We start from the raw sequence: 25,364 nt of genomic DNA on the forward strand, positions 1-25,364 counted from the left end.
TAAAATTTTACAGTTCTTCTTTAAACCATACATCGCTGTATTCGTCTGGACGGCGTTTGAACTGGGCATGAACATAAGGACACAGCGGAACAATTTTGAGATGATTTTCTCTTGCGTAGGACACCAGTTTTTCCAGCAGGATCTTTGCAAATCCTCTGCCTTCAAATTCTTCGTTTACTTCTGTATGATACACCGTTAGTTTATCTTTAATGACGGAGATGTCCATTTTTCCTGCTTTTTTGTCGTCTGAGAAGAGCTGAATCTCTCCTCTTACATTTCCTAAAACAACTTCTGTTCTTTCCATGATTTTGATTTTTAATGATGATGTAAAATTAGGCAGCCTGAATTTGCCGGATCATGATGTATGATAATAAATCCGTTTTATTTTGATTAAACTGAAAGAAGCCGGGAATTCTTTTTTTTAAGGTGATGAACATAAATTTTCTGTATGTATTGCTGTAAATTTTCCATTCGCGAAGGGGTTACACGCAGCGGAGGCTTGATTTTCGGAACATCAACAGGAAGTTCAAAGCTATTATTCGGGTTTTTTGAGCGAAATTAAAGGTGAATTGATAGTATTTCGAAAAATTAAATCATTAAAAATCAAAATATTAAAAACAAGAGATCAATTTATTTGCTAAAAAGTCTACTTTTTTAGTGGACTAATAGAAAAATATGTTTTATATTTGCAACCGTAATCAGGATATAATAATACAATGAAAGCAGAATTCAAGAACAGCACCGTAAGAAAACATATCAATCATTTTATGATGATGTATTGCTGCATGCCTATGCTTCATTCCTGTTGTGGTTAACCTTACTTTTATATGACATATTTCTAAAGGCTTTACCACGTTGTAGAGCCTTTTTTATTTTAAAACAACATTAAAAAATATCATGAATACTAATAAAAACAAATGGCTGATTCCTATAGCCTTCACTAATATTTATGTAATATGGGGAATTACTTTCCTCGCCATTTCTTTCGGGTTAAACGGATTTCCGCCTTTTATTCTTTCGGGGTTCAGATTTTTGGGCGCAGGAATAGCAATGATCGGATATCTGCTCGTAAAAGGTGAAAAAGCCAATTCTGCCATCAACTGGAAAAAAAATGCCATCACCGGAATTCTCATCCTTACGGGAGGAACGGGATTGGTTGCGTGGGGAGAACAATATGTAACCGCTTCTGAAGCAGCCATCGCTATTGCAACCGGACCATTCTGGTTTATCGCCATTGATAAGAAAAACTGGAGTTATTATTTCTCGGATAAGTTTATTCCTTTGGGCTTGGTGATCGGGTTTGCAGGACTTATTTTATTTCTCAACGGAAGTGTAAGTGGTTCCGGTTCGCATATACAAACGGCAGATGCTTCAATCAGGGTAATTGCATTTGTTGTTCTGGGCTTAAGTTCCGTAGCGTGGGTTTTAGGATCTCTTTATTCCAAAAAAAATCCGGCCGGTCAGTCAACTTTTATGAATATTGCCCAACAGCTTATAACAGCGGGTATCGCTTCATTTATTATTGCGTTTTTCAGAAATGAATGGACTGGCTTTTCAATCGTAAAAGTACCGTTAAACGCCTGGTTAGGATTGTTTTTCCTTATTGTATTCGGATCGATTATCGCTTATCTTTCGTATATCTGGCTTTTGTCTGTAAAACCTGCCGCTTTGGTAAGCACGCATACTTACATCAATCCTATTGTTACTGTAATTGCGGGTTGGATCGTTGCAAATCAGACCATTAACATCAACCAGTTTTATGGATTGATTGTTATTCTTGCCGGAGTTCTTTTAACGAACGTGACTAAATATTTTAAGCTTTCCAAGCGGTCTAAAGTGAAAATAAGAAGAGTGATAAGACACGTGAACAAAAACGCAAGACCTTATCAGCCAATATAAAATTTAAGTAAAAAATGATAGAGATAAAGAATGTTTCAAAAACATTTCATCAGAAAAAACAGTCGTTTAAAGCGCTGAATGATGTAAGCCTCACGATTGAACAAGGCGATATTGTAGGCATCATCGGATTTTCGGGAGCGGGAAAAAGTACGTTAATCCGAACGGTGAATCTTCTTGAAAAACCTGACAGCGGTGAAATTGTGATTAACGGAAAGGATTTTACAAAATTAAATTCGAGACAATTGGCACAGGAAAGGAAAAAGATCGGGATGATTTTTCAGCATTTTAATCTGCTTTCTTCGAGAACCGTTTTTGAAAATATTGCGCTTCCGCTAGAGCTGGATCATGTCAGCAAAACTGAAATTAATAAAAAAGTGAATGAACTGCTGAAAATCGTAGGACTGGAAGAAAAAGCAAATGATTATCCTAAAAGTCTTTCGGGAGGGCAAAAACAGAGGGTTGCCATTGCAAGGGCTTTAGCAAATGATCCTTATCTCCTGCTCTGTGATGAAGCGACGAGTGCGCTCGATCCTGCTACCACACAATCGATTTTGCAATTGTTGAGGGATATTAACCAAAGACTTGGAATTACGATTTTGCTGATTACACACGAAATGGAAGTCATCAAAACGGTCTGCAACCATGTTGCGGTAATCGACAAAGGTCAACTATTAATTAAAGGAACTTTAAGCGAGATTGTCTCCAACAAAGAGAATCCTATCATCAAACAATTTTTAAACTCTAGTGTTATGACGATACCACAGGAATTGAATAAAAAACTACAGAAAGAGCCACAAGACGGATTATTTCCATTGGTGGAAGTAGAACTTAATGAAAATATATCGGTGGAAGAACTGCTTTCCATTGTTTATGATAAATATAAAATTCCATACAAACTGCTGAAAGCGGATGTTGAATATTTAGGCGATTCCAATTTTGGAAAACTATTGCTTCAGCTTCAGGGAGAAGAGGAGAAAAATCAGCAGGCCATTTATTTTTTCAATCAGAATAAAATTCAAAATACGGTAAGAGGATATGCTTAGTGATACGGTGATTTCTCTTTTATCAAAGGGAATTTGGGAGACGGTTTTTATGACGTTTGTTTCGGGGTTTTTCGGATTTGTTCTGGGTTTGCCTGTCGGAATTTTATTGTTTTTAACACGGAAAGGTCAGCTTTTGGAAAATGTAATCTACAACAGGATTTTATCTGTTCTGGTAAATATTTTCCGTTCTATTCCTTTTATTATTTTAATTGTATGGATGATTCCTTTCACGAGAAGTCTGGTGGGAACATCAATCGGAGTAAACGCAGCTTTGGTTCCTTTAAGCATCGGAGCAGCTCCTTTTATTGCAAGACTGGTAGAAAACAGCTTGCTGGAAGTTCCTCATGGATTAATTGAAACTGCAAGAGCTTTGGGAGCAAGTCCGTTTCAGATCATCAGAAAAATATTGTTGCCGGAAGCACTTCCTTCCTTAATTAATAATGCAACAATTACCTTAATTACGCTTGTCGGTTATTCTGCGATGGGAGGTGCTGTCGGAGCCGGCGGATTGGGACAGATTGGTTATCAGTACGGCTACATCGGTTATGATGCAGTGATCATGAATCTTGTTTTAGGGCTGCTGGTTGCGATTGTTTTCATCATTCAATTTTCGGGAGACCGATTAGCGAAGAGGTTTGATCATCGTTGAGTTTTTTGAGTGGGAGGGTTTTGAGTTGGAGGGTTTGAGTGTGTGCGAGTGAGAGTGTGTGAGAGTATTTTGACAATCAATTGATAAGTGTGAATGTGAAATAGTGTGGTGGTTTGAAAATTTCAGCCATCAATCGGGCGAAAATCAGCAAAAAGGAGTAAAAGCCATATTTTATTTATTAAAGAATTTTAAAAATCTAACCTTTTTGCTTTTCGCCCTTTTTTTAAAAGAAAATAATGTACAATGAAAAAAATAAAGATTTTAAGTTTTTTAGCAGCAGGTTTGTTAGCATTTACCAGCTGTAATTCATCCAAAAAAGAAGATCCTAACTTTATAAAAGTAGGAATCACTTCCGGACCGGAACAGGAAATTGCCGAAGTGGCGAAAAAAGTAGCGAAGGAAAAATACAACCTTGAAGTAGAACTGGTTTCCTTCAATGATTATGTGATCCCCAATGAAGCTCTGAATAACGGTGATATTGACGCCAATGCTTTTCAGCACGTTCCTTATTTAACCGAACAATCTAAACAGAGAGGATATAAATTAGCGGTTGTAGGAAATACTTTTGTCTACCCTATCGTTGCGTATTCAAAGAAAATTAAAAGCATCAATGAACTTCAGAACGGAAGCACAGTTGTAATTCCGAATGATCCTACCAATGGCGGTCGTTCATTACTTCTTTTACAGAAAAACGGCTTGCTGAAACTGAAAGACGGCATCGGACTTTTACCGAAAGTAACGGATATTGTTGCCAATCCTAAACAGTTAAAAATCCTTGAAATTGAAGCACCGCAACTGCCGAGAGTGTTGGATGATAAAGAAGTGGTGATTGCGATTATCAACAATAATTTTGCTGCGCAGGCGGGATTGGATGCTGATAAACAGGGAATTTTCAAAGAAGACAAAGATTCTCCTTATGTAAATGTAATTGTTTCCAGAGAAGATAACAAAACCTCCGAAAAGGTAAAAAATTTCGTAAAAGCTTATGAGTCTGACGAAGTAGTGAAGAAGGCAGAAGAAATTTTCAAAGGCGGTGCTGTGAAAGGCTGGAACTGATTTGGGGAGATTGTGGATGGTTAATAGTGAATTCTTCCGTTATGCTATAAATTCACCACCAACAATTCACCATTGACATTTAAAAAAGTCTATTATTATATATTCAGACATTGTTTCAATTTTTTTTGAAATGATGTCTTTTTTATTTTCAAATCACGGGTTATTAAAAATTATTTATTTAAAATATATTTTCTCAATTTGAGATAATAAAATTTTTTGCTATTTTTGTTTCCAATCAAAAAAGGCTTTTTATGTTTAAGAAAACCGCCATTGTAAGTTTATTCACATTTATTTCTGCTTCTTATATGGCTCAAAATACACCGCTTCCTGTTTATTTAGACGAATCCAAACCTGTGGAATTACGGGTAAAAGATGCCCTTTCCAGAATGACTCTGGAAGAAAAAGTGGCGATGCTTCATGCCCAGTCAAAATTCAGTTCACCGGGTGTTCCAAGATTGGGAATTCCTGAATTCTGGACTACGGACGGACCTCACGGAGTTCGCCCTGAAGTGATGTGGGACGAATGGAATCAGGCGGGCTGGACGAACGACTCTATTATCGCCTACCCTGCTTTAACGGCACTTTCCGCAACATGGAACAAAAAAATGTCCTGGAATTACGGAAAAGCACTGGGTGAAGAAGCCCGTTACCGAAAAAAAGATATTCTTCTGGGACCGGGAGTTAATATTTACAGAACTCCACTCAACGGAAGAAATTTCGAATACATGGGTGAAGATCCTTATCTGACTTCAAAAATGGTGGTTCCTTACATCAAAGGAGTACAATCCAACGGTGTGGCAACTTCTGTGAAGCATTTCGCCCTGAACAATCAGGAAATGTTCCGTCATACCAGCAATGTAAAAGTGGACGACAGAACGTTGTACGAAATTTATCTTCCGGCTTTTAAGGCGGCTGTTACGGAAGGTGATTCTTGGACGATCATGGGAGCTTATGATATGTATAAAGGTCAGTATTCTAGCCAGAACCAATATCTTCTGAACGATATTTTAAAAGGAGAATGGAAATATAAAGGGGTCGTGGTTTCCGACTGGGGTGCTGTTAACAATACCGAAAAGGCTATCCACAACGGACTGGATCTTGAATTCGGAAGCTGGACAAACGGACTTTCGGCAGGCACAAAAAATGCTTACGACAATTATTATCTGGCAAAACCTTATTTAGATTTAATTAAATCCGGAAAAGTAGGAACGAAAGAATTGGACGATAAGGTTTCAAGGCTTTTAAATCTTGCGTATAAAACGACAATGAACCGAAACAAGCCTTTCGGAAATATTGCTTCTGAAGAGCATAAAGCTATTGCAAAAGAAATCGGGGAGGAAGGAATTGTATTGTTGAAAAATCAGGGAAATATCCTTCCGATTGATCTTAATAAAGCTAAAAAAATTGCCGTAATCGGCGAAAATGCTATTAAAATCATGACCGTTGGCGGAGGTTCTTCTTCATTAAAAGTGAAATACGAAACACTTCCTTTAGACGGAATTAAAGCGAGATTCGGGAAACAGTCGGATGTACAATACGCAAGAGGTTATGTTGGAGACATCGGCGGAGAATACAATGGGGTAAAATCAGGTCAGGATTTAAAAGATAACCGTTCTGAAGCTGAATTATTAAACGAAGCCGTAGAACTGGCAAAAAAATCTGATTACGTTATTTTCGTCGGAGGATTAAACAAAGCAGATTTTCAGGACAGTGAAGGAAACGACAGAAAAAGTTACGGATTACCTTACAATCAGGACAATGTAATTGCTGCACTGGCTAAAGCGAATAAAAATCTTGCGGTTGTTCTGGTTTCCGGAAATGCGGTGGCAATGCCGTGGATTAAAGAAGTTCCGACTGTTGTTCAGGCTTGGTATTTAGGTTCTGAGGCAGGAAATTCTATTGCTTCGGTTTTAGCAGGTGATGCAAACCCGTCAGGAAAACTGCCTTTCACTTTCCCTGTGAAACTGGAAGACAATTCGGCGCATCAATTGGGAGAATATCCCGGAAATAAAGCGGAATTGGCAGCAGATAAAGGAAAAGATCAGAAAAATCCGATCAATATCGCATACAATGAAGGAATTTTTGTAGGCTACAGATGGCATGATACGAAAAAAATCAAGCCGTTATTCAGTTTCGGACATGGTTTAAGCTACACCACTTTCGAATTCGGAAAAGCCAAAGCTGACAAAACAACGATGTCTCAGGATGATAAAATCACGTTTACGGTTTCTGTAAAAAATACAGGGAAAAGAGCCGGAGCGGAAGTTGCCCAACTGTATATTTCCGACCTTAAATCGTCTGTTGAAAGACCGGCTAAAGAATTAAAAGGTTTTGAAAAAGTGTATCTGAATCCGGGAGAAGAAAAAGAAGTAACGTTCACCATTGATAAATCTGCTTTAAGTTTCTTCGATCCCCAAAAACACGACTGGGTTGCAGAACCGGGAGATTTTGAAGCACAGATCGGTAATTCTTCCGATGCCATAAAAACAAAGGTGAAGTTTACGTTAAAGTAATCTTACTTATATATTTCTAAAACGGAGAGTCCTTTTGTAAGGGCTCTTTTTTATTTAATCCAGTCACTTTTCATCAATTCCATTATATCATTAAAATGAGATTGAACCAAATAATCATTCCACTCTAAGTTTTCATCACTGGATTTTGCTAAAGCATACATTAAATGCATTTTAAGACTGTTTTTCAGACCATTTGCAATCATATATTTAAATTTATTTTTGGGATTGGCATTACTCAATGTAGAATTTAAACTTGTAGTCAATAAACACAGATTACCTAAATTATCAATATTTAAAATTTTATCCGCGTCTAATTTCTGATTTTGAGCATATAAATGTTCAACTGAGTTATTATATTGATAATGATAATCTTTTAATTTGTCTATTTCCAGACTCTTGTAAATATGCAATATTTTATTTTTTCGGAAAAACAAATCCTCATAAATTTTATATTCAATGTAATTAAAAATAAAGTTTGGAACCGCCGTTCCGATTTTATAAACTTCATTATTAAAATCAAAATATTTATCCTCAGATTTGAGCTTTTGAAAATTGTACTCGTTAAAATCTTCGATACAAGCAATATCTTTTCTACTTATTGCATTATCCGGATTATCATTCAAATAGTTTTTAAAAACATAATAATCAGCGACATTCGTAAGATAATCCATGAACAAATCAGGTGATTTCAATTTAAAAGATTTTTCATTTTCATTGGTAAACTCTTCAACATTTTTATCCAAAAATTTCATAAAACCGTAAAGCCAATATTTAGAATTCTGATCGGGATAAGTGACCTTAAACATAGACTGAAGAAGTTTTATTTTAGTCTGAAGATCAGAATCGATTATTATTTCATCATTATCAGATTCAATTCCAGATGAATTTCCAAATGATTTTTTATAATAAATTGAACCATTAGAAGCCGGTATTTTTATATCCCATTCATTTTTTTCAGTATTATCTTCAACCTGCCTTTTTATTATATAACGGTCAAAAATAATCCTGTATTTTATCATTCGTTTAGTAAAATTAAGTATAAATTCATATCCAAGCTCTTGAGAATATAAAGTATCAAGCAACTTTTTCTTATCCAAACTTAAATTTTCAGGATAAAATGATGAATAAACAAGCATAAGAAAATTTTCAAAATGCAAAATACTTGTATACTTTACTGTTTTATCTGTTATTGGAGTAAACGCAAGTTTATTTTCTGAGTCTAAAATATTCTTTAATGAATAATTATTATCTTTTTTATTCTTTTTATCTGTAATCGTTTTTGCATTAGAAGATTGTTTATCTGGTTCAAACTTGGGATAAATCTCTTTCCAATCAGCATTATTATATTTAAATTCGACTTCAAAATAATTTTCCATTGAAGCAACAGAGTCCCAAACTTGTTTAAATATTTTTGCCTGTTCTTGGTTGTTACCATATATTTTCGAATAAAATTTTGCACGAATCAACTCAACTTCAGTTAATTGTTCGCCTCTGTTATTCATTATTTCAAAATAATGATTTAAGTCTGTTTTTTTAGGAACAGAAATCTGCATCAAAACAACTTTCTTTAAATATTCTAAAAATTGTAAAACCCTGTCTTTCTTTTCCTTAAAATAATTTTCAATAACATTATATCCCTTTATAATATGCAAATTGAGTTTTTTTTCATCTTCTTTACATGATTCTTTATTTCGTATTTTTTCCAGCGTAGTAATAGATTTTGCTCTATTTTCAAAGCTCAGTTCACTATTAATTTCCAAAGCAAAATTATCATTTAGATAATTCAATAAAAGATAAAAAGTGGTAAGCCTTTGTTGTCCATCGATGACTTCAAATTCATTATTATTATTTTCTTTTGGAAACACAATCATTGATCCAATGTAATAAAATTCATTAGATCCGTCTTCTAAATAGGAAATGATATCGTTTAATAATTGCTCTATTTCATGCTTTTCCCATGCATAATCTCTTTGATAAATAGGAATACTGTATTTCTTGTCTTTATCTTTAAATAAATCAAAAACTGTAATTTCCTGAATTTTATTCTCTGTCATTTAAATTAGTTTTTCAAACTCTTCAATAAGTTCATCTAAATCATTTACGTATTTTTTATCAGCAATTTTCTGAACCGCGTCAGAATAATCAATCCGAAAATTAATTATTTCTTTTACAGAAAGCGCATCTTCAATAAGTCTGAAAATACATTTTAAAGCAAAACGATCTATATCAGGATATCCTAATCTTTTGCTTTCAAATCTTTTTTTATAACAGTAAATAAATAATTTATTGAAAACAATATTCGCTTTTTCATCTCCAAACCTATCATTGAAAAGACATAATGCATTAAAAAACATATTACGAATTGCCAAATCTCCTTTTCTCCAATTGAGAGAATTAACAACTGTCAAAATTTGCAAGTTTTCCTTAGAATACCCTAAGTTTATGAAAGAAGAATTGTCTTCTGTATGTGTATTATATGCTTTTAATTTGTAATAAAGATCATTATTTTTATAAAAACTAACCATCTCAAAGAAGCGTTTTCCATTAGGAATTACCTGATTGTATTCCATTGGATAAATATTTCCAAAATCATTGTCATGTTTTAAAGCAGATTCGAGCATTTGTACTTTTTTTACTTTACTGGTTTTGGAATTTCCGTTAAGATCAATTCCTTTGAAAATATCTATCGTTTCTTTAGAATAGTCTAATCCAGAATTCATTTTAGACCACTTTCTTATTCGGTACAAACGATAATGAAGGAAATTATGTAACTCATCTTTATTATAATTTTCCCATTGTTCAACTGTTGCCGCCTGTGCTGCCTGATCATCGTTTGATGACATTGCTCTTAAATGAAAGGCTTTGAGCAGATCATGAGGTTTTAAATCTAAGCCTCTTGAGTTTTGGGTGTCGAAAAATTGAAAAGCTTCTTTTTTCGTATTTAAAATAAAAACGTTAAAATAACAATTATTTATTAAAAAATTGATAATGTTTTCCGTGAATTCAGATTTTCTTGAAGAAATAATTTTCTTTGTTTCTAAAATATTGTATCTGCTTATTTCACTCTCATAATTACTATTGATTAAAGGAAGATTAATTTTGCTTTTTAAAGTATACAAAAGAATGGTAAGCGTTGTTAATCTTTGCTGCCCGTCTACAATTTCAAAATCGCTATTTAAGGCTCTTTTTTTATTATCATTAAACAAAACTACAGTTCCTAAAGAATACTCATCTTGTTTGTCGACAATATAAATAATATCATCAATTAGCTGATGAACATTTTTTGACTTCCATTTATAAGGTCTTTGATATTCAGGAATTATTAGATTCAACTTGAATAGGTCTTCCAAAAAAAGATAAGTCTTCTTTTCTTGAATTTTAGATTTTATAATTTGTGACATAAGAATTTGACGGCTTATTAAATTACTTCAATTAGCCTTAATTATTAGTTTTTAATTGAATGCAAATTATTATTTAAATTAAATACTTTTAGCAAAATCGATGAACTTAGGTAAAATTTGATTTTCTACACCTCCACAATCAGCTCCCTCTCAAATCCATTATACTTTTCCGAAATATAACCATGCGGATTGCAGATAATCTCCGTCTCCCCTATTTTGTATCTTGTCGGCGTATGAATATGCCCGTGAATCCAATACAAAGGCTGATATTCCAGGATAAAATCCTCCAGATTGGAAACGTATGCGGAAGTTAACGGATCATTTTTAAAATGTTCCGGGCTCGACTGTAAACTTGGGGCATGATGAGTAACCACAATATTCTTCATGCCCTTTGAATTTTCAAGACTTTCTTTCAGCCATAATCTCGAAAACTGATGAATTTTATAAATATCAATCGACCTCATCTTGGAATAGGAAGGATCTCTTTTAATTTTCTTATAATCGTTCATTCCTTGCTGACAGACAAATCCGTAGTATCTCGGATCTCCGAAAACAGAAAAATCCGTCCACAACGTTGCGCCATGAAAACGAATCCCATCAATATCTGCAAAACCGTCTTCCAGCACAAAAACATTGGAATTTTCTGCGGCAGCTTTTATTTTATTTAACGTTTTAGGATAAGAACCTTTATAATATTCATGATTTCCCAATACATAAATCACAGGTTTATCGGGAATTTTTGTTTTAATCCATTCAATTCCTTTCGTTCCCAAATTAACATCCCCTGCCAGAACAACGACATCGGCATGATCAAAAGATAATTCCGACATTCCAAATTCCTGATGCAGATCGCTGATGATTTGTATTTTCATGGTGCTAAAATAAAAAAAGAACCGACAATTTTTTGTGGTTCTCTCAATAAGAATGTCTAAAATAATTTTTCGGTTAATCAAAAAGTATAAACATTCCTCTATATAATTTAGTTTAAAGTAGGTCAGTTTACGAAACAGCGATTTCAGATTTCGCTATTTTTATATTTTTAAAGATAAAATAGCACAGCATTGTCAGTGCAAAAACGGCATAGCCGATCAGAATAATCAGGCTCAAATTTCCAACCGCCAATTCCGAAGGAAAAATCTGGCTCATCAACGTCATAAAAGACAACCCGATTCCTGCGCCTAAAAAATAGCTTGTAGAACTCAGACTCGAAGCCACTCCGTAAGAGGAAGGATTTACATCCTGAATTCCCAAGACAGACAAAGCGGTAAAACAAAACGTCATCCCTATTCCTGAAATGCATGCTGCACCAAATAAAACCATTGACAAAGGATGCCCGAAATAAATGGAAACCAACAACGCCAAAGCTCCGCTTAACATGAAAATCCAGCCCAAAATTCCCATCTGAGAAGAATTTAATCTTTTGGCAACATGAGGAAGGATAAATTTAGCTACCAAAGCCGACATAATGCTGAAAGGAACCAACATCAGTCCCGCCGAAGCCGCACTGTGATTCATATCTTTCTGTAACATCAACGATATTAAAAACAAAAATCCGATGAAAAATGCTCCTAAAGCCACAAAAGCCAGATTAGAAACTACCAGTGATGAATGTCTTAATAATTTTAAATCAATCAAAGGCTGAGCAACAGATTTTAAACGAAAAACGACAGAAGTTAATAAAATAACCGCCAAAATTAACGAACCTGCAACCAATAAAGTCTGCTCTTTGATGTGAACCAATTCATGCGTTCCGTATGTTAGGCTCAATAAACCTAAAACCAATAAAATTCCCGATAGAAGATCTGTTTTTTGGGATAAGCCTTTCTCGTCTTTCGGAAGATATTGATAAGCGAAAATCAAGGTGATGAAAAGAATCGGAACATTAATCAAGAAAACCCAATGCCAACTCAGATACGTACTGATGATTCCCCCTAAAGAAAGTCCGCTTCCGGAACCAATCGCAGCAAAAGAACTGAAAATCCCGATCGCACGGTTTCTCTCCTGATCTTCTTTAAATGTATTCGTCACAATCGACATTGCCGAAGGCATGATGAAAGCCGCTCCCAATCCCTGCAATGCTCTGAAAATAGCTAAAGTTCCGAAGTTTTCAGACAAACCCGCTCCCAGAGAAGTCAGCATAAAAAGGAATAATCCCAAAAGAAAAATTTTCTTTCTTCCGAGCTGATCGGAAAGTTTTCCCCCGATAATCAGAAATCCGCCAAAAAATAATACATATAAAGTCTGAAGCCATTGTACGGTTTCTGCACCAATCCCGAATTGCTGTTGAATAGAAGGAATTGTGAGATTGATAATCGCAATATCCAAAGCCTCTACAAATGTTCCTACCGATGCTAAAATCAAAATCAAATTCTTTCTCTCCATATAGTTCAATTATGCTGCAAAATTAAAATTAATAGAACGTATATAAAAATTCAGACTAAAATTAAGAACATATCTAATTTAATTCAATTTAAAAAAGAACAAATAGTCTTATATTTGAAATTAATTCTTCAAAAACAGAACAGATGGCAACAGAAAATTATACACCCGACGAAAAAGACCTTTCCATTCTCAGAATTTTACAGAAAGATGCGAAATTAAGCGTCCGCGATATTGCAGCACGAATTAATCTGAGTCCCACTCCTACTCACGAAAGAATTAAACGAATGGAAAAACTGGGAATCATTAAAGAATACACCACCGTTGTTGACCGTAAAAAAGTGAATAAAGGAATGATGGTGATCTGTATGATCGCGCTGAATGTTCACAACAAAAAAACGGCAGGAAAATTTATTGAGGAAGTAGGAAAACTGAAAGAAGTGGTTGAGTTCTACAACATCAGCGGAGATTTCGATTTTATGCTGAAAATTCTTGCTCCGAATATGGATGAATTTCATGAATTTTTCGTGAACAAGCTCTCTGAAATTGAAGGGATCGGACAGACGAAAAGTATTTTTGTGATGAACAGCATTAAGGAAAGTTCCCAGATTTTGTAGTTATTTTTTCTGGTAAATTATTTTTAACGGAAAGATCACAAAGATATTTTTAAAATTGTTGTGAATATTTTTCGTTCGCAAGGGCGTTTCACTCAGCAATTGAGTAATTTTGCCATGATTATTTTGCTTAGTATTTGTCATCCTGTAAGAATCTAAGCATGAATCTTTCGATTTTTTTTCGCTACTTTTAGATCAGAATAACAATCTAAAATGTTAATCTATGCTGTCAATGTATAATTTCGTAAATTTAGTTACATTAAATCAACAAAATTATGCCTTGGAATCCTGAAATTTACAATCAGTTTAAAAATATACGGTATCAGCCTTTTTTTGATCTTTCAGATTTAATTAAAGAAGAAAAACCAATGAAGGCAATTGATCTGGGTTGCGGAACAGGTGAACAGACTGCAATATTAGCTGAAAAATTTCCCGAAGCTGTATTTATCGGAATAGATTCTTCTGCCGAAATGCTTGAGCAATCAAAAAGTCTTGAAAATGAACGTCTCCATTTCAGACAGGCGACAACAGAAGAAATTTTGGAAAGTGATGAAAAATGGGATTTGATCTTCAGCAATGCGGCTCTGCAGTGGTCTGATAATCATCATAAATTATTCCCAGAATTAATTTCAAAACTAAACTGTAACGGACAACTTGCAATCCAAATGCCTTATCAGCCGGGAAATATTCTCAATCAGATTTTGTCTGAAATGTCGGATGAGCAACCTTTCAAAACACAATTAAACAGATGGAACCGTCCTTCTTCTGTTTTAACGATTGACGAATACGTACAGATTCTATTTGAAAACGGACTTGAAAATTTAAATATATTTCAGAAGGTGTATCCTATTATTGCGGAAGATCATGAAACGCTATTTAATTTCATTTCGGGATCTGCGTTAATTCCTTATTTGGAAAGACTTTCGCAGGATGAGCAGGAAACTTTTAAGACAGAATTTAAACGAAGGATTCAGAAAAATTTCCCTAGGCTTCCCGCAGTTTATTCTTTCAAAAGAATTTTAATGTATGGAAGGAAGCTATAATTCCTGTAAAAATAAAATCGCGGAAAATGCATTCTCCGCGATTTCAATTTATAAAAAATATTTTAAGATTAAGCTACCGTAACCCCGAAAAGATGCCCGATTAAAGCCGTAATTCCCATGGCAACCGTTCCCCAGAAACAAATTCTGAGAACGGCGATTCCTATTTTTGAGCCTCCTGTTCTTGCTGAAATAGCGCCTAGAATCATCAGAAATATAATAGAAAAGCCATATTGAAAATACACCATTTCCTTTAAGGGAGCCACCAGTGAAACGATAAACGGCAGTAACGCTCCCAAAGCAAAAGAACCGAATGACGCCAAAGCAGCCTGTAACGGTTTAGCCTGAGTAATTTCGTTAATTCCAAGCTCGTCATGAGCGTGAGCTGCCAAAGCATCGTGTTCCGTAAGTTCTGTAGCTACTTTCAAAGCTGTTTCTTTGCTTACGCCTCTTTTTTCATAAATTTTAGCCAGTTCCAGAAGTTCAACTTCCGGCATTTCTTCAAGTTCCCGCTTTTCGCGAAGGAGATCTGCTTTCTCGGTATCTTCCTGCGAACTTACCGATACATATTCTCCTGCAGCCATAGACATCGCTCCGGCAATCATTCCGGCGAGTGCGGCAAGAATGATGGTATTTCTTTCGGGTGTGGCTGCTGCAACACCAATAACGATACTTGTGGTTGATAATAATCCGTCATTCGCTCCCAAAACTGCTGCACGAAGCCAGCCTACTCTGTTCACATAATGTTTTTCCAACTGATGATGCATACACTTTAGTTTTTAAGTTAAAAAAATGACTTGCTAATTATGTTAACAAGTCAAAATTAAACTGATTTTTTATTTAAACCTTAAATTTAACGAAATAATATCAGATTTCATTCCGATCGATTTCGTGTAATGTCCATATCGTATTTCCAGCATATTCAGTCGTTCTACTCCGAATAATCCGTTTTTCGGACTGATTCTGATTCCTGCTCCGTAAAAATGGCTGTCGAATTTTGACAGATCGTAATTACTGGTGTAAAAATCGTCAAAAGCGGTATGCTGCTGATAAGGCGCAAAATATTTAGCTGCAGTCTGAGAATAGTAACGATAGAAAGGACTTACTGAAACAAACGGAGAAATCTTTACAGGCGTTTCCAGACTGAAAGTATTGGATTTCAAGCCCCAATCGTCGGTGTAATAACGGTAATACGCTCTCAAAATCACCTTGTCTCCCAAGAAATAATTGGCTCGTACTCCCAAAGGAATTTTAAATCTTTTATCCGGCAAAGCTTCCTGATGAACCGATTTATCATTAAAGTAAACCCTGTGGAAAGGCAAACTTAAATATCCGGTCTGCTGAACTCCGTCCGCCAGAAATTCAACCTGAAAGTTCTGATTGATGATCTGTGAATACGCCAGAGACAAAGCAAAGGTATTTCTTCCGCTGGTTCCGTAATCATCATGTTCTTTTCCCGTATTACTTCCTGTTCTCAGTTCAATTGGAGTGACCAATTTTACCTGATCCAGAAAGGTCTGAAATTTAGCCGTAAACTCTCCCATTCTGTTTTTCGTTTTTTGTGAAAACCCGATGTTTGCCCCGTAAGAGGTATAATCGAATTCGAAAGAGGTAGAAACTCCTGCCATTAAAGTCGTTCCTTTTTCGGTATTTTCACGGCTCCAGCTTAATGCAGGATAAATTCTGTTGTCTGCGTGCGAAGCCGAGGAATTGGCTTTCAGATCAATCATATCCGAAGATGCGGAAGTATAATGATCGATCCCGACACTTACATTGAATTTATTTTTACGGTCTTTTTTATCGTATTTCACCATCGTTACATCAATCGTGTTGGAAACATCGGTCAGTTTTTCTGAGCCGATTCCGCCTGTAACGGCAGAATTGTTTCCGTCCTGTTTGTAGTAACTAGAAACTAAATTAGCTTCATCAAAAGTCAGCTTTTTGGGCTGTTCGTTATTTGTGTTTTCCTGTGCTTTTGCATTAAAAATTCCGAAAAGAGCAACAACACTTATGATTATTTTTTTCATTGTAGATCACATTAAATTTTTACCATTCTCTTTTCTTAATTGCATCCGCAGCCACCGCCCACTTTTCCGGCATTGGCTCCTGAAGAACCTTCTCTGTAAGACTGAAAGCTCAGTTCAGTCTTTTCAATGGTTCTGTTTCCGAGCACCATTTCGGCATCATTGAGTTTATTTTTTTCGTATTCTTTTACGGTGGTACAGGAATTCAGCAAAGGAATTGTTACTATCGAAAGAACTGCAAATGTTCTGTAATTTAAAGCGTTGAATCTTCGCAGCCCGGCTTGAACGGAGCTCTTTTTGTGAGGAACGAGCAAAAAAGCGGGAGGGGAAGACGGTGAAAGCTGCCCAAATAAATATCCGAAAAGCTTCTGACTGTTTTTTATAAGGTCTGCCATTTGTATTGATTTGTTTTTAAAGTTGATTTAATTGCTTTAGTATGAATCAGATACTGAGGATTTTGTTCTGATAAACAAAGCATTTTATTTTAAATTAATGTTTTGAGATGAATAAATTCTGTCCTCATCGTCGATGATGATACACTCCAGATGATTGATCTGGTTAATCATACCGAGTGCGGCATCAATTCCCATAATACTGACGGGAGTCGCCATTGCGTCAGCAATTTCTGCATTGGGACAAAATACGGTAACACTTTTTACACCGGAAACCGGCATTCCTGTTTTGGGATTGATGGTATGAGAATATTTTTTACCGTTGATGACCACGAATTTCTCATAATTTCCTGAAGTTGCGACCGCCATATCGGTGATATTCATATAAGAAAAAGGCTGTTTTGCATTGTCGGGATCAGCGATTCCTACGGTCCAGGGTTTTCCGTCAGCCTGATTTCCCCAGGTCGTTAAATCGCCCGAAGCATTTACAATTCCGGATTTTACGCCTCTTTCCATGAGAATTCTTTTTGCCATTTCTGCGGCATATCCTTTCCCGATTCCGCCAAAACCGATGCGCATTCCTTTTTCTCTGAGAAAAACCGTCTGATTGTCGCCATCGAGAATAATATTCTGATAATTAACTAGTTTCAGATGATCTTTTATTTTTTCAGGATTAGGAAGCTCTTTCATTTCACGGTCGAAATTCCAGAAACTTTTATCGATTCCGCCGTAAGAAATATCGAAGTAACCGTCTGTAATTCTGCTGATTCTCAAACTCCTTTCAATGAGATCAAAAATCTCGCGGTCTACTTTTACAGGCTTTATTCCCGCATTTTGATTAATGAGATTGGTTTGACTGTCATCGCTGAAGGTTGTCAGCAGTTTTTCGATTCTGCGGATTTCAGCAATGGCTGCATCAATGTGATCTTGTGCAAGTTTTTCATCATCACTTACAACGGTAATTTCAAAAGCGTTCCCCATCAGTTTCTGAGGTCTTTTGAATTCTCTGACCATACTTTTCAATTATTTTTGATGTTCCTTAATTTCTCTGATTTCTTTACTGAAAGCCAGTGCATTTTCTGAAGGCAGCCCTTCCCAGCTTTTCAGAATTTTCCCTTCTGAATTTAATAAAAGGGTGTACGGAAACAAGCCTTTTTTATTGTATGCATCGGCAAGAGAAGCGTTTTCTTTTTTAAGATCGGCAGAAAGCTGATTTTTCTTATTTCTAGGGAAATCGGCATTGATGTACACGATCACTTTATCGGATTCCAGTTTTTTGAAATCTTCTGTTTCGATGATGTTTTTATGAAGTTTAATGCACGGAATACACCAGTCTGAACCGGAAAAGTTAAGCAGAATGAGTTCTTTGTTTTCTGCAGCCGTTTTTTTTGCGATTTCCAGTCTGTTTTGTGCGTGGAAACCAAAGGAAAATACAACCATAAGTATGGCTGATACTATTGTTTTCATTACTGTAAAATGTTATAATGATTTTTTAGAATAAATGATGTGTTCTGATTATGATATAATCAGATTGTAAATGGATTAAGAAAATGATTTCGGCGGTTCCCAGACAGATCCCGCGAATCCTTTGTAGCAGAAATCTTCGTCTTTTGAAGGAATTTTATGCGATTTCAGCGATCTGAAATTTTCCGTTTTTGTTTCAAAATAAAAGCCCGGATTGATGGTAAAAACCAAAGTAAGCGGTGCAGAATGAATTACAAACGGCAGTTTTCTGTCTTTACCGTAATCTCCGTCTTTTGCAGGATGATCGTAATGTGCTCTGAAAAACGCAATCAGCGGCATTTCCGGATTAAGCTGTTTGTGTTCCCAGTAATGTTCTACCAGAGTAGGAATCTTCAAAAGCTGATACAGCTCGGTTGTAGAAACCAAGAATAAGCATAGTAACAATATGGAAACCAACTTTTTCACCTAATCAAAGGTATAAAATCTTCTGTTAAGAATGATTTTAAATTAATCCGGATTATAACGCTAAAATATTCAATAAATTGTTCAGCTTTAGTTTATTGTTTAAATTATAAATTTGTTTAGAGGCTGCTTAGATTTTATTTTTACCATTAAGAGAATTAAGTTTTTTAAGCTTAATAAAAATCAATTTATTGATTAATTCATTACAATCAACTTAACTAACTGAAATTCTTAATATTAAATTTAAGAATAAACAAGTTTATTTAATTTAGAAAAGCTATAAAATTTTTATTTAGCAATATTAAATAAGCTCTTAAATTAAAGTTGTTTAAAGCAAAAATGTTAGAAAACTCGATGGAGTATTATCTGTGTGGAAATCATATTAGCAGTACGTTCGGCGTTCCGTAGGAACGCTATCTTTAAAACATTTATCGTATTACAGATATTAATTCTACGGATTGATTGATACACTTATTATTTTTCTACACAGATTCTGCACCTAAAGGAGCAAAGCTATTTTACTCTAAGCTACTTCAAAAGTTTACTCCATCTTTTTTTCTTTTGCGGTTAAATAAAAAATTTAAACAGACTTACATTTTTAACTGACGAATAATAATATCAAATTACTTTAAATTTAATATTTATTCTTCTTCTTCCGTATTTTTAAGCTTCATCAAAAGCGTATAGGCATTTTTGGTCACGATCTTTTTATTCTTAAAATCATCAGAATTAAGAATCTGGATAAACCCGTTTTCCGTTTCTCCCAAAGTAACCGGAGTCAATCGATACGTCTGTTTTTTAACCTCAACAAAAACAAAGTCTTTGCCTTCAAAATTCACGATACTTTCTTCCGGAACCGCATTGGAAAAGGAGGTGCTGGTTTCAATTTCGGCATTCATATACATTCCCGGAACAAGACTGTGATCGTACTGATCGAAATGACAGTGAACTTCCGCCAAACCGCCCTGACTGATATCTTTGCTGATGAGAAGGATTTCCCCATAATATTTTTTGCCCGGATCTGCATTGGTGTATGCTGCAAAACGCTGTCCTTTTTTCAGGTTTTCCAGATCTTTTTCGTACACTTTAAGATTCAGGTGAATGTCATCGGGATTAATAAGCTCAAAAAGCACATCCGACGGATTTACATATTTTCCGATGTTCACATTCACTTTGCTTACAAAACCGTTGATTGAGCTGTACACGGGAACGCTTTTCGTAATGCTTCCCGATTTTAATGATTCCGGATTGATATTGATGAGTCTGAGCTGCTGCGCCAATGAATTCATTAAAATTCTCTGGCTGTTCATTTCAGACTGAGCGAGCTGCATCGCTTTGTCGCTGCTTGCCTGACTTTGGTTCAGAGTTTTCTGACGGTTGTAATCCAGTTCTGCAAAATGTGCTTTGGATCTTGCCATTAAATAATCCTGCTGAAGCTGAATAAACTGCGGATTTTCAATCACGGCAATCACCTGACCTCTGGAAACCGGCATTCCCGGAAGAAGATTGCTGGATTTCAGATAACCGCCAAGCGGAATGCTTACAGAAACCAGATTTTGTGGCGGAACATCGATCATTCCGTTTAATTTCAGGGTGGAAGCGATATTCTGTAACGAAAGTGTGGTTGTTTCTATTGGTGCATTTCTTAACTGTGCATCGGTTAAAGTCACTACATTTTCGTCTTTCGGGAGGCTTTTTTCCTGTTTGGGAGCTTCTTCTTTTTTACATTGAATGAATACAAAAAAGCTGATTAATAGAGTATATATTGAAATTGATTTCATTTTTTTACGGATTTAAAGTAAGGTATTCCAGTTCAATGGCACTTTGGTTAAGTTTCCAGACTGCATCGGTGTAATTGTTTTTAAGCTGTACCGCCTGATTTACGAGGATCACAAATTCGAGGTAATTGATTTCTCCGCCGATAAACTGTCTTTTTGCCGTTTCGGTAATCACATCTGCATTTTTCAGGTCGGAACTTTCATATTTTGAAACAATTTCCAGATTGGACTGATAGATTTCTCTGGCTTTTTTAAGCTGATTCTGAAGGTTGAATTCAGCGTTTTTCAGTTCACTTTCTGCAACAGACTGCGCAACTTTTGCGGCTTCAATTCTCGCTTTCTGACCTCCTGAAAATATCGGAAGCGAAACACCGACCTGAACCGAATGAAACTGAGGTGTTGCATTATACAATTTATCATCCGGACCCAATCCTTTAAAACTGTTCAGATTATATGCGAATTGTAATCCGGGAAGCATTTTTGCTTTTTCCAGCGCGATCTGTTCTGCGGAAATATTTTTTTGCTGTTCCCAGATTTTGAGCAAAGGATGATCTGCCAGTTTTTCGTTTAAAGAATTGGCAAAAGATTTTGAATCTTCGGGAATGAAATCGGTTTCCGTATTCAAAAGCCACTGAAACTGGATCTTTAAAATGGCTAATTCCTGCTGCAATTGTTTTAACTGAATTTCTATCGCCGATTTCTGACTGGAAGCGGTTGTTTTTTCCAGAATATTGCTCTCTCCTGCTTTCAGTCTGAGGTTCGCTTTGTCTGAAAAATCGGTGTACAGTTTCAGAATTTCATTCAGCAGTTTTTCTTTTTCCTTCCAGTACAGAATGTTGTAAAAGGTAAGGCTGACTGCTTTTTTTAGTTCATATTCTTTCAGGGAAACATTCAGCAGAGATTTTTTCCATTCTTCGGTGTATACATTTTTCTGTTTTTTATACACTGTCGGAAAAGCAATATTCTGGGAAACGCCAAATTTGATATCGTTGTAGGCACTGTTGATCTGTCCGTAATCGAACGTTACACCAGTCTGCGGAATGTCATTAGCCGATTTTATTAAAGCTTTGGAATATTCAGATTTCAGTTTTTCGTTTTTAAGATTTCTGTTGTTTTCCAGTGCGGTACTGATCGCAGTCTGAAGATTGATCGGCGTTTGTGCCTTCAGTCCGAATCCTGCAAAGCTGAATAGCAAAATGAATACAGCCGTTATATTTTTGTGATTATTTTTCATATGTAGATATTTATTGTTTTTTAAAGGTCATATGTAATCGCGTTTTCTTCATAGGCGTTTGCGTTTTCCAAATGATGGCGATTTCATTTTAAATCCTTTTTCAATGGTTACATAAAGAAGCGGCAGTACAAAAAGCGTAAGGAAGGTTGCCACGAGAAGACCTCCGATCACCACGGTTGCCAACGGACGCTGAACTTCTGCTCCGGCTCCGTTGCTTAATGCCATCGGAATAAATCCTAAAGATGCCACGAAAGCCGTCATCAGAACCGGACGAAGCCTGGATTCTCCGCCATCAATTACAATTCTTACGATATTCCGGATTCCGCTTTTGTATAATCTGTTGAATTCTGAGATGAGAACGATCCCGTTGAGAACTGCCACTCCGAAAAGAGCGATGAACCCTACTCCTGCACTGATGCTGAAAGGCATTCCTCTCAAAGCAAGAAGAAATACGCCGCCAATAATTGAGAGTGGAATTGCGGTGTAAATCAGCAGACTTTCTTTCACCGAGCCGAATGCTAAAAATAACATCACAAAAATAAGCGCCAAAGCTACCGGAACGGCAATCATCAGACGCTGTTTTGCATTGTTCAGGTTTTCAAAAGAACCTCCGTAAGTCATATAATAACCTGTCGGAAGTTTTATCTCTTTGTTAACTTTAGTCTGAAGTTCTTCCACGATGCTCTGAACGTCTCTTCCTTTGATGTTAAATCCAACGACAATTCTGCGTTGTGCATTTTCTCTCTGGATTTGGTTGGGTCCGTTTTTTACTTCAACTTTTGCAAGCTGGGAAAGCGGAATCTGGTTACCAAACGGAGTCGGAACGAGCAGATTTTTAATATCATCTACATTTTTACGGACTTTGGAATCAAGACGAACGACCATATCAAAACGTTTTTCGCCCTCGAAAACGAGACCTGTACTCTGTCCTGCAAATGCAGCATTCACAATCCGGTTAATATCGGAAATGGATAAATGATATTGTGCAATAACAGGACGGTTGTATTCTATGGTTACCTGCGGCATTCCTGCAATCGGCTCAATGTAAAGATTTTGCGCTCCGTCTACAGTTTCAATAATTTTTCCGAGTTTTTGAGCATTTTGGGAAAGAACGTCAAGATCATCTCCGAAAATCTTCACCACGACATCCTGTCTTGCTCCTGTCATCAGTTCATTGAAACGCATCTGCACCGGAAACTGAAAACTTACGGTTACTCCGGGAACATCCTGCAGTTCTTTGCTCATTTTATCTGCCAATTCAGGGAATGTAGAGGCAGAAGTCCATTCTTTTTTATCTTTCAGAATCACCATCAAATCGGCAGCATCCATCGGCATCGGATCTGTAGGAACTTCCCCGCTTCCTATTTTTGTCACGACTTTTTGTACTTCCGGAAATCTTGATTTCAGGATATGAGCTGCCTTCTGTGTACTTTCAATGGTTGTATTCAGATTGCTTCCCGGCAAAACTCTGGTTTCTACCGCAAAATCTCCTTCTTCAAGGGAAGGAATAAATTCTCCTCCCATTCTGCTGAGAATGAAAATTGCCAATACGAAAAGTACAGCCACGATGGAGAATACCATTTTCGGAACTCTTAAAATTTTAAGCAGTGTTTTCAGATAGAGTTTCTCTACTTTTTTCATCATCCGGTCTGATAAGGTTGGCTTTGAGTTTCTTTTTCTCAACAGCAAAGAGCTCATCATCGGAATGTAAGTTAGCGACAATAAAAATGCGCCTAATAAAGCGAAAGCCACAGTCTGAGCCATCGGTTTGAACATTTTCCCTTCAATTCCCTGTAAGGTAAGTATCGGAAGATAAACAATCAGGATGATAATCTGTCCGAAGACTGCACTGTTCATCATTTTTCCGGCAGAATCGGTAACAATGGTGTCCATTTCCTCTTTTCCAACAGAGAATATTTTTTTGAATTTTGAATTATGACTGAACTGATGCAGGACGGATTCTACAATAATGACCGCACCGTCGATAATCAATCCAAAGTCCAATGCACCGAGACTCATCAGATTTCCGCTGACTCCAAAAAGATTCATCATACAGATGGCAAAAAGCATTGCGAGCGGAATTACGGAAGCCACAAGCAATCCTGCGCGTACATTTCCGAGGAACAGAACCAGTACAAAAACAACAATCAATGCGCCTTCCGTAAGGTTTTTTTCTACGGTTCCGATGGCGTTGTTTACCATTTTGGTACGATCGAGGAACGGTTCTATTACGACTCCTTTCGGAAGGGTTTTCTGAATCTGGGCGATTTTTTCTTTTACGTTTTTAATAACCTGATTGCTGTTTTCGCCTTTCAGCATCATCACCACTGCCCCGGAAACTTCTCCCTGATCGTTGAATGTCATTGCGCCATAGCGTGTTGCAAAGCTGGTTTTCACCTCTGCAACATCTCTTATAAACAGCGGGATTTCATTGGTTTTGGAAGCAATTGCTATATTTTTGATGTCTTCAATGTTTCCGATCAGACCTTCGCTCCGGATGTATAAAACGGTAGGACCTTTTTCGATATAAGCTCCTCCTGTGTTCTGGTTATTGGTGTTTAAAGCATCGAAAACATCGTTGATGGTGATTCCGTAAGCGTTTAATCTGTCGGGATTGACGGCAATTTCGTACTGTTTCAGTTTTCCTCCGAAACTGCTGACTTCAGCAACACCTTTTACACCGAGAAGCTGTCTTCTCACGATCCAGTCCTGAATGGTGCGGAGTTCTGTAATGTCGTATTTTTTCTCGTAGCCTTTTTCGGGACGGATCACATACTGGAAGATTTCGCCTAAACCTGTGGAAATAGGACCTAATTCGGGAGTTCCTATTCCCTGCGGAATCTGGCTCTGAACCTGTTGCAGCCTTTCTGCTACCTGCTGTCTTGCCCAGTAAATATCTACATCATCCTCAAAGACGATGGTAACGAGCGATAACCCGAAACGGGAAAAACTGCGGATTTCTTTTAATCCTGAAATATTATTGTTCGCCTGTTCTATGGGAAATGTCACGAGTCTTTCGATGTCTGTTGCTCCAAATGAAGGAGCAATGGTGATGACCTGAACCTGATTATTGGTGATGTCGGGAACGGCGTCGATCGGAAGTTTGGTGACCTGATAGGAACCCACGCCTATCAATCCCAAAATCAACAGCGCAATGATGAGTTTGTTCTTTACAGAAAACTCAATGATTTTTGTAAGCATAATGTTTTGTTGAGCTTATTAGCAGATGATAGATAATTGATAATTGATAACAGCTGATAGATAACTGGTTTACAGATAAATATCTCTATTTGAATGTACGATTCTAGCAAATGCTTATGAATAAATAAGTTTGATCTGATAAAAAATTAATGAACCTATCGTTGATTAACTTAATATCAAAACGTTCTCAAAGATATTTTGAGAAGAATTCAAAA

Annotated in this window: 21 protein-coding genes; 7 read left to right on the plus strand and 14 right to left on the minus strand. The window is 36.3% G+C overall.

Annotated features, from left to right (window positions below):
• Window positions 1-7: 7 nt before the first annotated feature.
• Window positions 8-304 (minus strand): GNAT family N-acetyltransferase, encoded by a 297-nt coding sequence (locus WFH39_RS18970; protein ID WP_076394942.1) that lies wholly within the window; start codon window positions 302-304, stop codon window positions 8-10.
• Between the two features lie 593 nt (window positions 305-897).
• Here WFH39_RS18970 and WFH39_RS18975 point away from each other — a divergent pair.
• The 5 genes from WFH39_RS18975 to WFH39_RS18995 all read left to right on the plus strand — a co-directional run bounded on the left by WFH39_RS18975 (window position 898) and on the right by WFH39_RS18995 (window position 7,160).
• Complete coding sequence (locus WFH39_RS18975) at window positions 898-1,899, plus strand: EamA family transporter (RefSeq protein WP_336691025.1); 1,002 nt, start codon at window positions 898-900, stop codon at window positions 1,897-1,899.
• Window positions 1,900-1,913: 14 nt separating this feature from the next.
• Entirely contained in the window at window positions 1,914-2,942 is a 1,029-nt protein-coding gene (locus WFH39_RS18980) for a methionine ABC transporter ATP-binding protein (RefSeq protein ID WP_336691026.1), read from the plus strand.
• A complete protein-coding gene (gene metI, locus WFH39_RS18985; protein ID WP_214590266.1) occupies window positions 2,935-3,591 on the plus strand; it encodes a methionine ABC transporter permease MetI in 657 nt (218 codons plus the stop codon). The genes WFH39_RS18980 and metI overlap by 8 nt, the downstream gene beginning before the upstream one ends.
• A gap of 243 nt (window positions 3,592-3,834) precedes the next feature.
• Window positions 3,835-4,647, plus strand: a complete 813-nt coding sequence (gene metQ / locus WFH39_RS18990) for a methionine ABC transporter substrate-binding lipoprotein MetQ (RefSeq protein WP_336691027.1) — start codon at window positions 3,835-3,837, stop codon at window positions 4,645-4,647.
• A gap of 251 nt (window positions 4,648-4,898) precedes the next feature.
• Window positions 4,899-7,160 carry a glycoside hydrolase family 3 C-terminal domain-containing protein gene (locus tag WFH39_RS18995; protein ID WP_336691028.1) on the plus strand — a complete coding sequence of 754 codons (2,262 nt, stop codon included), beginning with the start codon at window positions 4,899-4,901 and terminating at the stop codon, window positions 7,158-7,160.
• A gap of 50 nt (window positions 7,161-7,210) precedes the next feature.
• On the opposite strand, the gene WFH39_RS19000 is transcribed toward WFH39_RS18995, so the two are convergent.
• From WFH39_RS19000 to WFH39_RS19015, 4 genes are all read right to left on the minus strand, one after another.
• Entirely contained in the window at window positions 7,211-9,214 is a 2,004-nt protein-coding gene (locus WFH39_RS19000) for a DUF262 domain-containing protein (RefSeq protein ID WP_336691029.1), read from the minus strand.
• On the minus strand, window positions 9,215-10,561 hold the full coding sequence (locus tag WFH39_RS19005; RefSeq protein ID WP_336691030.1) for a DUF262 domain-containing protein: 1,347 nt from the start codon (window positions 10,559-10,561) through the stop codon (window positions 9,215-9,217). It lies immediately after the preceding gene.
• 125 nt (window positions 10,562-10,686) lie between these two features.
• Window positions 10,687-11,433, minus strand: coding sequence for a metallophosphoesterase (locus WFH39_RS19010; RefSeq protein ID WP_336691031.1), 747 nt, complete (start codon window positions 11,431-11,433; stop codon window positions 10,687-10,689).
• A gap of 127 nt (window positions 11,434-11,560) precedes the next feature.
• Complete coding sequence (locus WFH39_RS19015) at window positions 11,561-12,943, minus strand: MFS transporter (protein ID WP_336691032.1); 1,383 nt, start codon at window positions 12,941-12,943, stop codon at window positions 11,561-11,563.
• Between the two features lie 143 nt (window positions 12,944-13,086).
• Here WFH39_RS19015 and WFH39_RS19020 point away from each other — a divergent pair, with 143 nt between their 5' ends.
• A complete protein-coding gene (locus WFH39_RS19020) occupies window positions 13,087-13,557 on the plus strand; it encodes an Lrp/AsnC family transcriptional regulator (RefSeq protein ID WP_214590273.1) in 471 nt (156 codons plus the stop codon).
• A gap of 272 nt (window positions 13,558-13,829) precedes the next feature.
• Window positions 13,830-14,597 carry a methyltransferase domain-containing protein gene (locus WFH39_RS19025; RefSeq protein WP_336691033.1) on the plus strand — a complete coding sequence of 256 codons (768 nt, stop codon included), beginning with the start codon at window positions 13,830-13,832 and terminating at the stop codon, window positions 14,595-14,597.
• 68 nt (window positions 14,598-14,665) lie between these two features.
• On the opposite strand, the gene WFH39_RS19030 is transcribed toward WFH39_RS19025, so the two are convergent.
• The 9 genes from WFH39_RS19030 to WFH39_RS19065 form a co-directional block, all read right to left on the minus strand.
• Window positions 14,666-15,361: a VIT1/CCC1 transporter family protein gene (locus WFH39_RS19030; RefSeq protein ID WP_288459037.1), complete on the minus strand. Its 696-nt coding sequence runs from the start codon at window positions 15,359-15,361 to the stop codon at window positions 14,666-14,668.
• A gap of 69 nt (window positions 15,362-15,430) precedes the next feature.
• Entirely contained in the window at window positions 15,431-16,621 is a 1,191-nt protein-coding gene (locus WFH39_RS19035; protein ID WP_336691034.1) for a DUF3570 domain-containing protein, read from the minus strand.
• A gap of 35 nt (window positions 16,622-16,656) precedes the next feature.
• Window positions 16,657-17,013 (minus strand): DUF4266 domain-containing protein, encoded by a 357-nt coding sequence (locus tag WFH39_RS21265; protein ID WP_442891774.1) that lies wholly within the window; start codon window positions 17,011-17,013, stop codon window positions 16,657-16,659.
• Window positions 17,014-17,097: 84 nt separating this feature from the next.
• The gene (locus WFH39_RS19045) at window positions 17,098-18,024 is read right to left on the minus strand and encodes an FAD:protein FMN transferase (protein ID WP_336691035.1); all 927 of its coding nucleotides are present in this window, start codon (window positions 18,022-18,024) and stop codon (window positions 17,098-17,100) included.
• 9 nt (window positions 18,025-18,033) lie between these two features.
• A complete protein-coding gene (locus tag WFH39_RS19050; RefSeq protein ID WP_271247834.1) occupies window positions 18,034-18,477 on the minus strand; it encodes a thioredoxin family protein in 444 nt (147 codons plus the stop codon).
• Between the two features lie 75 nt (window positions 18,478-18,552).
• A complete protein-coding gene (locus WFH39_RS19055; protein WP_336691036.1) occupies window positions 18,553-18,939 on the minus strand; it encodes a hypothetical protein in 387 nt (128 codons plus the stop codon).
• A gap of 638 nt (window positions 18,940-19,577) precedes the next feature.
• Window positions 19,578-20,717 carry an efflux RND transporter periplasmic adaptor subunit gene (locus WFH39_RS19060; protein WP_336691037.1) on the minus strand — a complete coding sequence of 380 codons (1,140 nt, stop codon included), beginning with the start codon at window positions 20,715-20,717 and terminating at the stop codon, window positions 19,578-19,580.
• A 4-nt stretch (window positions 20,718-20,721) separates the two neighbouring features.
• Window positions 20,722-21,948, minus strand: coding sequence for a TolC family protein (locus WFH39_RS21270; protein WP_442891775.1), 1,227 nt, complete (start codon window positions 21,946-21,948; stop codon window positions 20,722-20,724).
• Window positions 21,949-21,996: 48 nt separating this feature from the next.
• On the minus strand, window positions 21,997-25,149 hold the full coding sequence (locus WFH39_RS19065; protein WP_442891776.1) for an efflux RND transporter permease subunit: 3,153 nt from the start codon (window positions 25,147-25,149) through the stop codon (window positions 21,997-21,999).
• Window positions 25,150-25,364 lie beyond the last annotated feature (215 nt).

The organism is Chryseobacterium sp. MMO-72 (assembly GCF_037146035.1).
GTDB lineage: Bacteria > Bacteroidota > Bacteroidia > Flavobacteriales > Weeksellaceae > Chryseobacterium > Chryseobacterium indicum.

What these genes read in the sequence shown, in the direction of transcription:
- WFH39_RS18970 (WP_076394942.1), bottom strand. Translation starts at nt 304, where the DNA reads ATGGAAAGAACAGAAGTTGTTTTAGGAAATGTAAGAGGAGAGATTCAG.
- WFH39_RS18975 (WP_336691025.1), top strand. Translation starts at nt 898, where the DNA reads ATGAATACTAATAAAAACAAATGGCTGATTCCTATAGCCTTCACTAAT.
- WFH39_RS18980 (WP_336691026.1), top strand. Translation starts at nt 1,914, where the DNA reads ATGATAGAGATAAAGAATGTTTCAAAAACATTTCATCAGAAAAAACAG.
- metI (WP_214590266.1), top strand. Translation starts at nt 2,935, where the DNA reads ATGCTTAGTGATACGGTGATTTCTCTTTTATCAAAGGGAATTTGGGAG.
- metQ (WP_336691027.1), top strand. Translation starts at nt 3,835, where the DNA reads ATGAAAAAAATAAAGATTTTAAGTTTTTTAGCAGCAGGTTTGTTAGCA.
- WFH39_RS18995 (WP_336691028.1), top strand. Translation starts at nt 4,899, where the DNA reads ATGTTTAAGAAAACCGCCATTGTAAGTTTATTCACATTTATTTCTGCT.
- WFH39_RS19000 (WP_336691029.1), bottom strand. Translation starts at nt 9,214, where the DNA reads ATGACAGAGAATAAAATTCAGGAAATTACAGTTTTTGATTTATTTAAA.
- WFH39_RS19005 (WP_336691030.1), bottom strand. Translation starts at nt 10,561, where the DNA reads ATGTCACAAATTATAAAATCTAAAATTCAAGAAAAGAAGACTTATCTT.
- WFH39_RS19010 (WP_336691031.1), bottom strand. Translation starts at nt 11,433, where the DNA reads ATGAAAATACAAATCATCAGCGATCTGCATCAGGAATTTGGAATGTCG.
- WFH39_RS19015 (WP_336691032.1), bottom strand. Translation starts at nt 12,943, where the DNA reads ATGGAGAGAAAGAATTTGATTTTGATTTTAGCATCGGTAGGAACATTT.
- WFH39_RS19020 (WP_214590273.1), top strand. Translation starts at nt 13,087, where the DNA reads ATGGCAACAGAAAATTATACACCCGACGAAAAAGACCTTTCCATTCTC.
- WFH39_RS19025 (WP_336691033.1), top strand. Translation starts at nt 13,830, where the DNA reads ATGCCTTGGAATCCTGAAATTTACAATCAGTTTAAAAATATACGGTAT.
- WFH39_RS19030 (WP_288459037.1), bottom strand. Translation starts at nt 15,361, where the DNA reads ATGCATCATCAGTTGGAAAAACATTATGTGAACAGAGTAGGCTGGCTT.
- WFH39_RS19035 (WP_336691034.1), bottom strand. Translation starts at nt 16,621, where the DNA reads ATGAAAAAAATAATCATAAGTGTTGTTGCTCTTTTCGGAATTTTTAAT.
- WFH39_RS21265 (WP_442891774.1), bottom strand. Translation starts at nt 17,013, where the DNA reads ATGGCAGACCTTATAAAAAACAGTCAGAAGCTTTTCGGATATTTATTT.
- WFH39_RS19045 (WP_336691035.1), bottom strand. Translation starts at nt 18,024, where the DNA reads ATGGTCAGAGAATTCAAAAGACCTCAGAAACTGATGGGGAACGCTTTT.
- WFH39_RS19050 (WP_271247834.1), bottom strand. Translation starts at nt 18,477, where the DNA reads ATGAAAACAATAGTATCAGCCATACTTATGGTTGTATTTTCCTTTGGT.
- WFH39_RS19060 (WP_336691037.1), bottom strand. Translation starts at nt 20,717, where the DNA reads ATGAAATCAATTTCAATATATACTCTATTAATCAGCTTTTTTGTATTC.
- WFH39_RS21270 (WP_442891775.1), bottom strand. Translation starts at nt 21,948, where the DNA reads ATGAAAAATAATCACAAAAATATAACGGCTGTATTCATTTTGCTATTC.
- WFH39_RS19065 (WP_442891776.1), bottom strand. Translation starts at nt 25,149, where the DNA reads ATGCTTACAAAAATCATTGAGTTTTCTGTAAAGAACAAACTCATCATT.